Origin of the sequence: Lysinibacillus sp. JNUCC-52, from assembly GCF_015999545.1 — a bacterium.
In the GTDB taxonomy this organism is placed as follows: domain Bacteria; phylum Bacillota; class Bacilli; order Bacillales_A; family Planococcaceae; genus Lysinibacillus.
Map to the genome: position 1 here is coordinate 4406235 of NZ_CP065546.1, position 13731 is coordinate 4419965.

15 protein-coding genes are annotated in these 13731 nt (G+C 36.6%); 5 read left to right on the forward strand and 10 right to left on the reverse strand.

Features of this window, described 5'->3' with window-relative positions; all coding sequences use genetic code 11:
• Positions 1 to 14: 14 nt before the first annotated feature.
• The 6 genes from JNUCC52_RS21765 to JNUCC52_RS21790 all read right to left on the reverse strand — a co-directional run bounded on the left by JNUCC52_RS21765 (position 15) and on the right by JNUCC52_RS21790 (position 4711).
• Entirely contained in the window at positions 15 to 749 is a 735-nt protein-coding gene (locus tag JNUCC52_RS21765) for a metallophosphoesterase (RefSeq protein WP_337980804.1), read from the reverse strand.
• Positions 750 to 1067: 318 nt separating this feature from the next.
• Positions 1068 to 1520 (reverse strand): helix-turn-helix transcriptional regulator, encoded by a 453-nt coding sequence (locus JNUCC52_RS21770; RefSeq protein WP_337980805.1) that lies wholly within the window; start codon positions 1518 to 1520, stop codon positions 1068 to 1070.
• A gap of 176 nt (positions 1521 to 1696) precedes the next feature.
• Positions 1697 to 2101, reverse strand: a complete 405-nt coding sequence (locus JNUCC52_RS21775; protein ID WP_172772022.1) for a hypothetical protein — start codon at positions 2099 to 2101, stop codon at positions 1697 to 1699.
• 161 nt (positions 2102 to 2262) lie between these two features.
• Positions 2263 to 3591, reverse strand: a complete 1329-nt coding sequence (locus JNUCC52_RS21780; protein ID WP_173477648.1) for a hemolysin family protein — start codon at positions 3589 to 3591, stop codon at positions 2263 to 2265.
• Positions 3592 to 3622: 31 nt separating this feature from the next.
• Positions 3623 to 4027, reverse strand: coding sequence for a MerR family transcriptional regulator (locus JNUCC52_RS21785; RefSeq protein ID WP_337982247.1), 405 nt, complete (start codon positions 4025 to 4027; stop codon positions 3623 to 3625).
• A 198-nt stretch (positions 4028 to 4225) separates the two neighbouring features.
• Positions 4226 to 4711, reverse strand: coding sequence for a hypothetical protein (locus JNUCC52_RS21790; protein ID WP_217270134.1), 486 nt, complete (start codon positions 4709 to 4711; stop codon positions 4226 to 4228).
• A gap of 199 nt (positions 4712 to 4910) precedes the next feature.
• Here JNUCC52_RS21790 and JNUCC52_RS21795 point away from each other — a divergent pair, with 199 nt between their 5' ends.
• On the forward strand, positions 4911 to 5039 hold the full coding sequence (locus JNUCC52_RS21795) for a hypothetical protein (protein ID WP_255313805.1): 129 nt from the start codon (positions 4911 to 4913) through the stop codon (positions 5037 to 5039).
• Between the two features lie 121 nt (positions 5040 to 5160).
• Here JNUCC52_RS21795 and JNUCC52_RS21800 read toward each other — a convergent pair whose 3' ends face one another.
• The 4 genes from JNUCC52_RS21800 to JNUCC52_RS21815 all read right to left on the reverse strand — a co-directional run bounded on the left by JNUCC52_RS21800 (position 5161) and on the right by JNUCC52_RS21815 (position 7865).
• A complete protein-coding gene (locus tag JNUCC52_RS21800; protein ID WP_172772020.1) occupies positions 5161 to 5733 on the reverse strand; it encodes a 5' nucleotidase, NT5C type in 573 nt (190 codons plus the stop codon).
• A 12-nt stretch (positions 5734 to 5745) separates the two neighbouring features.
• On the reverse strand, positions 5746 to 6861 hold the full coding sequence (gene ispG / locus JNUCC52_RS21805; protein WP_172772019.1) for a flavodoxin-dependent (E)-4-hydroxy-3-methylbut-2-enyl-diphosphate synthase: 1116 nt from the start codon (positions 6859 to 6861) through the stop codon (positions 5746 to 5748).
• A 96-nt stretch (positions 6862 to 6957) separates the two neighbouring features.
• Positions 6958 to 7302: a hypothetical protein gene (locus JNUCC52_RS21810; RefSeq protein WP_337980806.1), complete on the reverse strand. Its 345-nt coding sequence runs from the start codon at positions 7300 to 7302 to the stop codon at positions 6958 to 6960.
• Positions 7303 to 7355: 53 nt separating this feature from the next.
• Entirely contained in the window at positions 7356 to 7865 is a 510-nt protein-coding gene (locus JNUCC52_RS21815) for a DUF1189 family protein (RefSeq protein ID WP_172772017.1), read from the reverse strand.
• Between the two features lie 194 nt (positions 7866 to 8059).
• Here JNUCC52_RS21815 and JNUCC52_RS21820 point away from each other — a divergent pair, with 194 nt between their 5' ends.
• The 4 genes from JNUCC52_RS21820 to JNUCC52_RS21835 all read left to right on the forward strand — a co-directional run bounded on the left by JNUCC52_RS21820 (position 8060) and on the right by JNUCC52_RS21835 (position 13666).
• On the forward strand, positions 8060 to 9691 hold the full coding sequence (locus JNUCC52_RS21820; RefSeq protein WP_337980807.1) for a Na/Pi cotransporter family protein: 1632 nt from the start codon (positions 8060 to 8062) through the stop codon (positions 9689 to 9691).
• Between the two features lie 64 nt (positions 9692 to 9755).
• Entirely contained in the window at positions 9756 to 10235 is a 480-nt protein-coding gene (locus JNUCC52_RS21825) for a DUF456 domain-containing protein (protein ID WP_173477646.1), read from the forward strand.
• A gap of 196 nt (positions 10236 to 10431) precedes the next feature.
• A complete protein-coding gene (locus JNUCC52_RS21830) occupies positions 10432 to 11037 on the forward strand; it encodes a superoxide dismutase (RefSeq protein WP_172772015.1) in 606 nt (201 codons plus the stop codon).
• Between the two features lie 424 nt (positions 11038 to 11461).
• A complete protein-coding gene (locus JNUCC52_RS21835) occupies positions 11462 to 13666 on the forward strand; it encodes a peptidoglycan D,D-transpeptidase FtsI family protein (RefSeq protein WP_337980808.1) in 2205 nt (734 codons plus the stop codon).
• Positions 13667 to 13731: the final 65 nt, after the last annotated feature.

Sequence of the window (13731 nt, forward strand, 5' to 3'; positions counted from 1 at the left end):
GAAAAGCCAACAAGTTATTCTAAGCTTGTTGGCTTTTCACTTTTTACAGAAGTAATATGACGATGCGGCCATTCGAGCGCGTGAAGCTTCCCTCCAAAAACAGCACCACCATCTATACCAATAATATTATTATAACCAAAATAAACATCGTAATTTGTTGGATCCTGATGCAACTTGTAGGTAGGGGTATGCCCAAAAATTACGGTTTTCTCTCCATTATAGCCTGTATGAAATTCTTCTCGAATCCAGATAAGTTGTAAAGGATCTGTGTCAGACACTGCTACCCCAGGCACAACACCGCCATGAACAAAAATGGCATCTTCTAACTCTATATACGTTTCAAAAGTTTCTATAAGTTGTAAATGTTCTTCCAGTTTCGGTAATGTTTGAATGTAATTAGGCAATGTATTACTTTCAATAGCGTCTTGGAAATCATCCAAATGATAGCCATAGCTGGCAAGTGTTGCATCTCCACCACAGAGCGAAGTCCAATGATGCCAAGCCTTTGGTGTTCCTGAACGACAGGCTTTTAGCATAATAGCTTCATGATTCCCTAGTAGAGCCCTAGCCCCAGTCGCTTGTAGTTCAGCAACAATATTTAAAACGCCGCAAGAAGCTGGACCTCGATCAATATAATCACCAAGTAAAAATAGCTCATCTTCTGTTGCATCGAACTTTACTTTTATCAATAATTCTTCCAAAAGCTCTAGTTCCCCATGTATATCACTAATTGCTAGTATACGTGTCATAAAAAAGCATCCTTTCTAGTATAGCAGGCGTTACTTTTCATTATAGAGAAGAATCTTACAATATTCGACTTTTCTCATTTACTAATGACGGCAAAGATACCTGAACTTGTATTAGATAAGTAACTTATCGACTTCTTTTATCTTATGTCAGAGCGTTAATGAGCATTTAATCGTTTGTCTATAGATTTGCAAGAAGTGAGGGGAGTTATAAGAGTAAAAGCACTAGAGAAGCATAAAAGGGACGGTAGTTTTGTTGGGAAATATAGTATTTGAATATAAACCTCCTTGCAATTAGGGATTTATATTCAAATCAGAAATTTAAGTGTTTTTGATTTTGTTCCATTCTTGCTCAGCAATGCTTTCCTCAAAGGTTGAAAGCAGGCGATAGTTGTCGGTATCTAAAATTCGATAATGCTGACTAATCATATTTTGTTGTAAACGATAGCCTTTCCACTCATTTACGTTTTTCCACCATATGTATCCGCCCATCGTTTTTTCCTTAGGTTGTAAAGTGCCGTTGTTGGCAATTAGGTCAACAACCTCAAGGGGGTCACCGCCTAGCTCATGCTGTAAAATTGAACTTTCACGACATAATGCACATATTGCAACTGTAGTAGTCCAACCCGTTTGAATTCGACCTTTTTCAATTTGCACGAGTGTTTTTTTTGAAAGTCCTAATAGGTTGCTCATTTGATCTTGCGTTAATGATCTTTCTGTTCGAATTAATTTTAACTTCTCTGAAATGAGTAAAATTAGTTGTTCACGATTCATGCAAACATCCTTTCTATCTAGGTTGTTATGGTTCATTATACATGAAAGTCAAAATAGAAGGGCAAAGATTTGAAGAGCTAGCATACGATCGGTGAATGAATACGGAGCGACAGAAAAAGACTGCTCAAAGAAGATTCTTACTCATTGAACAGTCTGCTGCTTGTGACTATGGGTTATTAATATTCATATTTTTTTGTATCAGAAATAACCCTGAAATGAATCCCTTTAATTTGGGCACTTACTTTATGACGAAGTGTATCAAGATCCACAAGCTCGTCTCCATCATTTACACACTCAGCGATTTCTTGTAATAGTTTCGTAAAGGCTTCTTTGAATAATGAACGCATATTATCAAAGTCAAGACTTCTGAAGCTTCCATCAATATCGAATGCTTCAACAGAATTTAACTGCTTAGAAGCCCCAGCAAAGCGGTCATCGTATACTGTATAGTTTTCGTCCGTTACAACGATAATATATAAAATTTCCCCAGTAATTGTTTTTAATTCAATATTTGTCTTGTGTTTTTTGACATCGGTAATAATGTGGATACCGTCAGAATGATAAAGTTTAAAAAGTTTCATAGCATTGCCCCCTAAAAAAGAATCATTTATAAATTCATTATATATAAATATGGCTAATAATGGAATGAGTCGAAAAGTATATAGAAATACTAGTAGAGCCATATTTATCTTAAGTTTTGCTTGCCATTTGATACTTCAAATGAATAAGGAAAAGTGTCCAGTTAGCCTTCTGTTGTAACAGGGGCAGCTTTAAGAAGGGGACGAACTTCAATATAGTGAAGCTGATGACCATGTTGTTCAAAGATGCTAAATACATACTGTGCTAGCTCAATATTTTTACTAGCCTTAATACCATTATTGACAGTTAAGAACCAACCACCGAGTGTTTCAACATCATCTGTATCTAGTGAAATTTGTAGTAGGTTTTCTACATCTTCTACTAGCATTTTAGCATTCAAAATATAGTGATTATCGCCTAATTTTCGAATTTCAGCAACTTCATCATCGTCAAACTCATCACGAATCTCCCCAACGATTTCTTCTAAAATATCTTCAACCGTTACAAGTCCAGAAGTTCCACCGTATTCATCCATTAAAATAGCCATATGAATGCGTTCCTTTTGCATTCGTCCAAGTAATTGTTGAATAGGTGTCGTTTCTATAACTCGAATAACAGGGTTAATAAAATCTTCAAGCACAAATGATTCATCAGTTAATTGTTCTAGTAAACCATGGGTGAATAACTCTTTTGCATTAATAAAGCCCAAAATATTATCTCGGTCGCCATCATAAATAGGGTAGCGAGTATATTTTTCAGAGGCAATAAAATGAATAATATTGGTAAAAGTTTCGTTCTTTTCAATGCCTGCCATTTCTGTGCGGGGTACCATAATTTCACGAGCAATCCGCTCGTCAAATTCAAAAACATTATTAACGAATTTTAACTCAGTTTTATTGATTTCACCGCTTTTAAAACTTTCAGATAGCAATGAGCGCAATTCTTCTTCTGTATGCGATATCTCGTGCTCATTTGCTGGCTTCATGCCGAAGAAGCCTAGAAGAATACGTGCTGATCCGTTCAAAAACCAAATGAATGGGTACATCAATTTATAGAAAGCGATAATCGGTTTAGCAAAAAGTAATGCAATCTTTTCCGTCTTTTGGATAGCTGCAGTTTTTGGTGCCAATTCTCCAACGACAACATGTAAAAAAGTAGCGATAGCGAAAGCGGTACCAATTGTGAAAATCGGTATATACTTATCAGAAATTCCGATTATTTCAAAAAATGGGTGCAGCATAAATTCAAAGGTTTTTTCTCCTACCATCCCGATGCCAAGTGCTGTTATCGTTATGCCAAGCTGACAGGCAGATAGGTATTCATCTAAGTGATTGACAACATGCTTCGCGGGAATAGCTTTCTTATTGCCCTCAGCGATTAATTGGTCAAGTCTAGAGGAACGCATTTTAACAATTGAAAATTCCGTTGCGACGAAAAACGCGGTTAACGCTAATAAAATCGTGAAAATTGATAAATTCAGTATGGTCTCCAAATAGTCGTTCTGCAAAACAGAACGTCACCTCCTAGGTATTAATAAGTAGTAATAAAGATTGCATAAGTGCAATGCTTTCAGGTGAAACATTTTTTTTTATTGATTGGATATTTTTATTGTCTTGATTGTTCATTTGTTCAAGTAAAGATGATACATCATGTTCTAAATCTTGCATTTTTAAACGTAGCATTTGAACATCGATTTCTTCATAACTAGGAATATTAAGTGCTTCTTGTATTTCTCCAAGTGAAAGCCCTTCTTGTTTACGCTGTTCAATAAAATAAAGTCGATCAATCATCGCATGGTCGTAATAGCGATAGTTTGATTCGGAACGTTCTGCCTCCAACAGACCTAAATTTGTATAATAATCAATTGTTCTTTTTGTAATGCCTGTTTTTTGAGCAAGTTCACCAATTTTTAGTTTTTCTGTCCCAATGCAATGACCTCCAAACCGTCACGTGATACTTTGATTATAACGTGATGGTTTACGAGCATTCAAATAAAAAGCTTTAATATTTCTAAATTGTAAGATTACTTTGTGTCAAATGCCTTATTTGAGAGAATGTCGTGCAAATGGAGTTACTCTACATAAAAATAGCTTCTCTAACGATAACCGTTAGAAAAGCTATAAAAATTATTTTTTAAAATATGTATCATATAGATGACGAAGTGCTTCATCGCCACTTAATTGTAGTATCTTCTCTTGATTTAATATAAGCGTTATTTCCGTCTGCGAGCTATCTATTTGGTCATCCTCAATTACACATGTAATGCTTACTACACCTGATTCAGCAAGCTGTTTTTGCATACGTTCATCCCAAGCCTGCTCAGAGAATAATGGTGCCTGCCATGTGCCTTGTACATGAAGCTCGTTTTTTTTACCGTCATATTCCCAGCGTAAGTCACGTAAAATAGTTTTAAAAAGATCATTAATTGTAAAGGATTCATCGTTGTAGTTAATTGTCAGTGCTCTAATTGCATGCACATCGCGGCTAACTGCGCTAGCTGCTGCATCAGCTGCTGAGTTAATGCCCGAAAAGGCATCTTTAATTTCAGTTAGTCGATCGCCACAGCCAGCAAGCAAAACAGACAGGCTTGTTACGAAAGCTAGTTTTGTCATCCATTTCACAAGGAGTACCCCCAGTTCCACTAGTTGTTACTACTATATTATCGAAAAGAAAATTATGAAGAAAGGGTATGTTAGAGGCAGATTGTGACGTATTTTCAACGATACGACCTTTTCCAAAGTTTAGAGGATTGTAAAAGATGAATAGATTGAATGTTTAAATAATTGTTATTCGAAAGGGGAGCGTTTTAGGATGAAAATCAATGATGAAATACTCGACCGATTAGGAACATATTTTGTTTATCATGCAGTATATGATAATTATGGGATAACTTTTGAAAATTTTGTTGAGCGTTGGTTACGGGGGATTCTTGAAGTATAAAACGCATATCAATCGTGTTGCCACAAATGATTTTTAGACAAGTTCTTCATTGTAACTAATAACAAAAGAGTCGTGTTCCATTAAAGGAAACACGACTCTTTTGTTATTAATTTCACACGAATTATTTAAAGTAATTCGTAATAAATTGATTTGCTTCTTGCCAATTATAAACACGCACAACATTGTCAGGTACAGTAAGACGATTGTATGGTGTATCAAATAATACTACAGGAATTTTTAATTCTTCAGCGAGCATCACAGCATTATCATGTTTATCCTCAAAGAAAGCTGCTACACCATGCTTTTTCGCTGTAGCTAGTTTATCATGACTACCTATTAGCTCGATATGATCGAATGGGATAGCCTGTGATTTAAACCAGTTCATCGTAATATCTGATACATTTTGACCGCGTGCAGAAATGTAATAAAGCTCATAAGTATTTTGCCAAGCACTTAAAATTTCTTTGGCATCTTTTGCGGCCTCAGAAACTTCATACATATAGGGCTCATTTTCCTTAAACCACGAGTTGAAAGCTGAGCGATCAACTGGATGGGGAAATGCTGATAAAAAATCATATTCACATACATCATCCAATGTAATATTCACATTATACTGCTTATTAATATGAGGAATGAGTGTACTAGGACATGTGACTGTTCCGTCTATATCGATTCCAAAACGGGGCTTTGTCATGCAAGCACCTCCTTAGGCGTTCGCTTTTGCTGCTTCTTCAGCCGCGCGTTTTTCTGCCATTTCGGCAGCTAGCTTATCAATTTCTTTTTTCAACTCTTCTACCATTGTTTCTTCTGGCACTTTACGGACCGTTTTGCCTTTCATGAATAAAAGACCTTCACCTCGCGCACCAGCTATACCGATATCTGCTTCACGCGCTTCACCAGGACCATTTACGGCACAGCCTAGAACAGCAACTTTTAAAGGAACATTCAATTTAGAAATGTATTCTTCAACTTCGTTTGCAATCGAAATAAGATCGATTTCAATACGTCCACATGTAGGACATGAAATCAGTGTAGCCATATTTGACGCTAGGCCAAATGATTTTAATAGCTCACGTGCAACTTTTATTTCCTCCACAGGATCGGCTGAAAGAGAAATACGCAGCGTATTACCAATACCTTTTGACAAAATCGCGCCAAGCCCAGCAGCTGATTTTACAGTCCCTGCAAAAAGTGTACCTGATTCTGTAATCCCTAAATGTAGAGGATAATCAAATGCTTTTGCAGCTTTTTCGTATGCTTCAATCGCTAAATTGACGTCTGATGCTTTCATTGACACGATAATATCGTGGAAATCTAAGTCTTCCAAAATTTTAATATGGTGTAATGCAGATTCTACCATGCCATCTGCAGTTGGATAGCCGTATTTCTCAAGAATATGACGCTCTAATGAACCAGCATTTACGCCAATACGAATAGGAATTCCTTTTGCTTTTGCTGCGGTAACAACCGCTTCAACTTTTTCTTTACGCCCAATGTTACCTGGGTTAATACGAACTTTATCAATACCATTTTCAATTGCTTTTAAAGCTAATTTATAGTCAAAGTGAATATCAGCTACTAATGGAATATGGATACGTTTCTTTATTTCTGCGATTGCATCAGCCGCACGTTCATCTGGGACTGCAACGCGAACGATTTGACAGCCTGCTTCTTCAAGTCGAAGAATTTCTGCTACTGTTGCTTCGACATCATGTGTTTTTGTTGTACACATACTTTGAATGAATAATTCATTACTACCACCAATTGTTAAATTACCGACACGTACTGGACGTGTTTTTGAACGGTGACAAATTTCACTCATTAACTTTCTCTCCTTTTCGGGCCACTACTTTCAGCCGTCACTGACACTTATTTTATCAGTGTAAGAAAATAAGGACAAGGAAGAAACGTTAACTTTTCATTTTCCACATTTATTTTCGAATGCAAAAGAGAGGGGAAGCTTAATATTTTCGCCTGGTACAAGTGCTTGTAATTGTAAATGTGGATTTAATTGATAAAAAAGCTCCAGTCGTTCTGGAAAGGTCATTGGCACTTTTGCAGGGTGTAGAGCAAATAAGCTATGTATCGTATCACCTTGAATAGTTTGTACACTAATGTAAGTAGGCTCGCGCTGATCTTCACAAAGTGCATTTTGACTTTCTTTCGGATAGAAGGCAGCAAGAGATAGTGTTCCTTCTGTTAAATCTACTTTAACGATAAATGCGATAAGCACGATTGCGACAGTTAATATGAATGCACGCAAAAAATCCCCTCCTTTTTCTACACTATATTGAGAAGAGAGGGGAATCATGCCTATTATTTTGAAATTGGTTGTTTCGGATATTTTGTAAAGGCTACGATTAATAGAGTTAAAGTTAAAAGCAATGACAAAATAGAGATAATCGTAGCTATATTTGGAAGGTATTCTGCTAGCATGCTCAAAATAATGGCCCATGTAATTGCGAATGTTGTTGTGCGCCAAATATGGCGGTATTCACCACGGCGTTTCATGATTTTTAATATAAATAATCCTGCTAATGCATACAGCGCAATTTGTCCAAAAATTAACATAGTCGTCATTACAAACAGCATAATGAATGTAACAGGGTATAAAAGCCACTTTATTTGTTCTATGTATTCGGTTATACCGCTAATATCAATGGTATTGATAGACATATCAGCAGAAAAACGTCCAAAAGAAAATACAGTAACAATCGTAATTAATAGAAAGGTATATTGGATCACTTTTCCGATAGGTAGTAAACGATAGGCTGCTAGTTTTTTAGGGTGTATTAAACTATCGATGAATAATTGTGAGTGTTTCATTTATATCACCTCCAAACGTTATTCTAACATGTTCAGGAATGACTAGATATGGATCTGCGTAACTTTATCTGAGAATACGATGCTAAAATGTTAACATTGTGTAAAGAAGTTAAAGGTTTTCTTTACTTTTTGTACAATTTCATTTAATGATTAGGAATAGAGTAGTAGAGACGTAGGAATTGGAGCGAAAACCATTGACAATAGATTGGCAAAGCATATTATTTCAATTTTTAGGCGGATTAGGGGTCTTTTTATTTTCCATAAAATATATGGGGGAAGGTTTACAAAAATCGGCAGATGATAGACTTCGAGAATGGTTAAATCGATTTACGACAAATCCCCTAATGGGTGTGTTAGTTGGTATTATCGTAACGGTTTGTATCCAGTCGAGCTCAGCAACAACAGTGATTGCTGTTGGCCTAGTAAGTGCAGGCTTCTTAACACTACGTCAAGCGATTGGCGTTATTATGGGGGCTAATATTGGTACAACGATAACGGCATTTATTATTGGTATTAATATTGGTATTTATTTTTATCCACTACTTGCAATTGGTGCAGCGTGTTTGTTTTTCTTTAAAAAAGCAATCTACCATCATATTGGCCAAATATTATTTGGCTTTGGTGGTTTGTTTTTAGGGCTAGAGTTAATGAGTGCAAGTATGCAGTCGTTGCATCAATTAGCGGATTTCGAATCATTAACCATTCATCTAAGTAACCAGCCTGTAATTGGAATATTTCTAGGTACTATTTTTACGTTGCTCGTACAAAGCTCGACAGCGACAGTCGGGGTACTTCAAGGCTTATATGCCGAGAACTTAATTGGCTTAAATGGCGCACTACCGATTTTATTTGGCGAAAATATAGGAACGACAATAACGGCTGTTTTAGCTTCACTAGGTGCTTCAATCTATGCAAAGCGAGCTGCAGCAGCACATGTATTATTTAATGTATTTGGGACAGTTATTTTTATGTTGTTGTTTACGCCATTTATAAACTATGTACAATGGATTAGTGCTCTGTTTCACTTGGAGCCTCGCATGCAAATAGCTGTAGCACATGGCTCATTTAATGTTTTTAATATGATGATTCAACTACCATTTATTGCAGGGCTATCGTTACTAGTAACGAAAATATTACCTGGTCATGATGGCAATATTGATGTTACAACGAAGCATCTAGATCCAGCATTCATTGACTCTTCTCCTGCCATTGCGCTAGGGCAAGCAAAAGAGGAAGTGTTGCGGATGGGAGATCATGCACTTAGAGGCTTAGAAGAAACGTTCCTATACATGAAAACGGGAGAGTCAGCACATATACCGACCGTATTACAATTAGAAGTTGCTCTTAATCACTTAGATAAAGAAATAACAAATTATTTAGTTATGGTATCAAAGCAACCACTTTCTCATGCAGATTCGGTTCGTCATCATACGTTGCTAACCAATGTACGTGATATTGAGCGTATTGGGGATCACTTTGAAAATATATTAGAGCTATTACAATATAAAGATCACCATGAGGTAAGTTTAAGTAAATCAGCGAGACAAGATTTAATTGGTATGTTCAGTCTCGCGATTGAAGCAGTACGTAAAAGCATTGAAGCACTTGATACAGCGAGTCTTAGTTTGGCACAAGAGGTAACAGAGCTAGAGAGTTTAATTGATGATATGGAGGATAAACTAAGACAAAAACATATCGCACGTTTAAATACAAATGAATGTAGTGGCGCTGCAGGTATCGTTTATACGGATATTGTGAGTAACTTGGAGAGAATCGGAGATCATGCTGTTAATATTGCAGATTCTATATTAGGTATTCGTCATTAAGTATGAAACTTTTGAGATGATGTTTCGTATTAAAGGCAATGCACGACAAAAGGAGAGAATGTTTATGGAGGTCGTTGGCTGGATCGTAGTAATTGCCTGCTTTATCATTTCATTTGTAGGACTAGTGTATCCGATAATCCCTGGTGTTTTATTTTTACTCGGTGGGTTTTTACTGTACGGATTATTTTTCTCATTCGCCGATTTAAGCTGGTGGTTCTGGGCAATTGAAATTTTATTTGTTGTCCTACTATTTGGTGCGGATACTGTTGCAAACGCTTTTGGTATTAAAAAATTTGGCGGTTCCAATGCAGGAATGTGGGGAAGTACTATTGGGCTATTAATTGGTCCATTTGTTATTCCTGTTGCAGGAATATTAGTAGGTCCATTTTTAGGGGCGGTGATTGCAGAGCTTCTTGTGGAGCGAAGAACAGTTGGAGAAGCAGTAAAAAGTGGTGTTGGCTCCCTTATCGGCTTTTTAACATCAACGCTAGCGAAAGCAGTTATTCAAATTGTAATGATTGTCGTTTTCTTTATTGCCATATAATTTGTATGAGTATTTTTTGTGGGTGTAATTATAAAGTTTAACAAAATAAAGAAGTGGGTATGATAGACATTGGATTGTTTTTTCGGTCAAAAGGCTGAAATCTTTGATTTGAGGTATTTTTCATTGAATGGTTTGACCAATTTTGATAATCTAAGGATGTACTAATTATTTCTTTATTTTAGGGAGGAACTTAAAAATGGCTTACGAATTACCACAATTAACTTATGCATATGACGCATTAGAACCAAATATCGATGCAAAAACAATGGAAATTCACTATTCGAAACATCACAATACTTATGTAACAAATTTAAACGCAGCAGTAGAAGGTACTGAATTTGCTGAAAAAGACATTAACAACTTAATCGCAAACATCGATGCACTTCCTGCTGACAAACAAACTGCAGTTCGTAACAATGGCGGCGGACATGCTAACCACACACTATTCTGGGAATTAATCGCTCCAGGCGGTTCAAACACTCCAGTTGGTGAAGTAGCAAAAGCAATCGATGCTAAATTTGGTTCTTTCGATGCTTTCAAAGAAGAGTTTGCTAAAGCTGCAACAACTCGCTTCGGTTCAGGTTGGGCTTGGTTAATTGTTGATGGTGATTCTGTAGCAGTTACATCTACACCAAACCAAGACTCTCCAATTATGGAAGGTAAAACACCAATCCTAGGATTAGATGTTTGGGAGCACGCTTACTACTTAAATTACCAAAACCGTCGTCCAGATTACATCAGTGCTTTCTGGAACGTAGTAAACTGGGATGTAGTAGAAGCTAAATTCCAAGCTGCAAAATAATTATGTTTTGGCGAAGCTGACAACAGTGAAGCAAAACGAATAAAATTAAGTTCAAGTAAAGGGCTATGCGAAGGGTGAAAAATCACCTAGGCATAGCCCTTTTTAAATATATTAATCGCACTAAGAAAAATACCCCATTTAGTTATCAGATTTAAAAAATCAATAGGCATGGAAGGAAACTTTTCTTGCAAAGTACCGTCAAATAAAATGACGAGCTTGCTAATGGAGTGAAAGGCAACGGAAAGCGTTTACTTCTAAAGCGTAATCATACGAATAATCCTATTCTATATTTTTTCAATGGTTGTTTGAATGATGAAAAGCAAATTATGAAATTGATTCAAGTGTATGCTTTTCTGACTCAGCTTCGAATGGTATACTAGGTATCGTGTATTTAAACAGTTATTAGATGAGGAGGGTAATACATATGCGCAAAGCACCGGGAAAAAATCGCGCAGCGAGTGTTAAAGCAAAGCATCACTCTAATTTAACATTTCGTATGAATGTCCTTTTCTTTGCTATATTTATCGTGTTTTCGATGTTAATTTTTAGGCTTGGTTATATGCAAATAGTAAAAGGGGAAGATTATGTTCGTATTTTAGAACGGACAGAGGAAGTACCTGTTAATACTAGTGTGCCTAGGGGTAGAATGTATGATCGTTATGGGCGAATTTTAGTTGATAATCAGCCAGAAAATGCAATTACATATACGAAAATGCAGACGACAAAAACTGAGGATATGTTAGCAATAGCAGAAAAGCTTGCGCAGCTAATTGATCAGCCGATAGATCGTGTCACATTACGTGATAAATATGATTTTTGGATACTAAAAAATCATGATGCGGCATACGCAAAAATTTCTGATGCAGAGCAAACGAAAATTAAAACGCAAGAAAATATTACGACAAGTCAAGCAAATGCAGAGATTGATAAGGTTGTGCGTGAGCGCATTACCGACGAAGAATTAGCACAATTAACAGATGCTGATTTAGAAGTACTAGCCATTTATCGTGAGATGGTATCAGGATATAATTTATCGCCACAAATCATTAAAAGTGAAAATGTAACTGCTGATGAATTTGCACGTGTTTCGGAACGTTTAACAGAGTTACCAGGAGTCAACACGACGACAGACTGGAAGCGTGTCAAGCTATCTTCACTTTCTGTATTAGGACGGACAACAGTTCCAACAAAGGGTATACCGAAAGAGAAGCTAAATTATTATTTAGCACGAGATTACTCACGTAATGACCGCGTAGGAGAAAGTTATATTGAAGCGCAATATGAAGAGCTTTTACAAGGGCAAAAAACCGTTGTCAAAAATATTACGAATAAAAAAGGGCAAGTTGTCGATACTGTCACAACCTATGAGGGTGAGCCTGGAAAAGATTTAGTATTAACTTTTGATAGCGAGTTACAAGCAGCGAATGAAAAAATTGTTGAGGAAGAATTGCTTAATTTAAAAGCAATGTCAGGCTCTAGTTTATTAGACCGTGCTTTCTTAGTCATGATGGATCCGAATACTGGTGACATTTTATCAATGGTCGGTAAAAAAATCGAAAAAGATTCTGAAACAGGAAAAAATGTCATTGTGGATTATGCGTATGGATCATTCACAACAGCTTATGAGGCAGGGTCTGTAGTAAAAGCTGCCACTTTGCTGACAGGTTATAAACTAGGGGCAATTACTCCAAGTACAGTTTTAGGAGATGAACCTATCCATTTACTTGGCACACCAGTAAAAAAATCGATATTCAACCATGGTGGTTATATTTCAATGGACGGATTAAGCGCACTTGAACAATCTTCCAACGTTTATATGTTTAAAACGGCAATGCTTATTAATGGCACACCATATAGCTATATGATGCCATTACGATTAAATGATAAGACATTCCCGAATATGCGTAATTCTTATGCACAATTTGGTTTAGGCGTTAAAACAGGAATCGATTTACCGAATGAATTCAGTGGTGTTGAAGGTCCTTCTGGTCCGACAATGGGTGGTAAAACGCTCGACTTAGCGATAGGTCAGTATGATACGTATACACCGCTACAACTTGCTCAATACATTTCAACGATAGCAAATGGTGGTTATCGTATTCAGCCTCATGTTGTGAAAGAAGTGCGTGATCCATCAAAAGATGGTCAACAACTAGGACAATTAGTGACAGAAGTAGGACCAAGAATTTTAAATCATATCGATAATACAGATGATGAAATTAATTATGTTAAACAAGGTTTGCGTCGTGTTTATACAGGTACTCGTGGTACAGCGCGTTCAGCATTTGCAAATGCGCCGTATACAGCTGCGGGGAAAACAGGAACAGCCGAAGTAGTTTACTATGGTCCGTTACGTGAGCGTTATGGAACAAACACTATTAATTTAACGCATGTTGGTTACGCACCATATGAAAATCCTGAAATTGCTTATGCTGTAGTGATTCCGTGGGCAACTACTAACCTGAATCAACATTTGTCAAATAACAATACGATTGCAAGACGTGCTTTAGATAAGTACTATGAGCTAAAAGAAAAGTATGACACTACAAAAGTGACAGATAATAAAGTAGAGCAACCAATTTTACCTGCAATTACAGATGAAAAAATTGGTGAGGATGAACAAGAATAAAAAAACCGCTAGCGCATGTTAAATGCCTAGCGGTTTTATTTTGTTTATAGTCAAAGCGTTTGGAT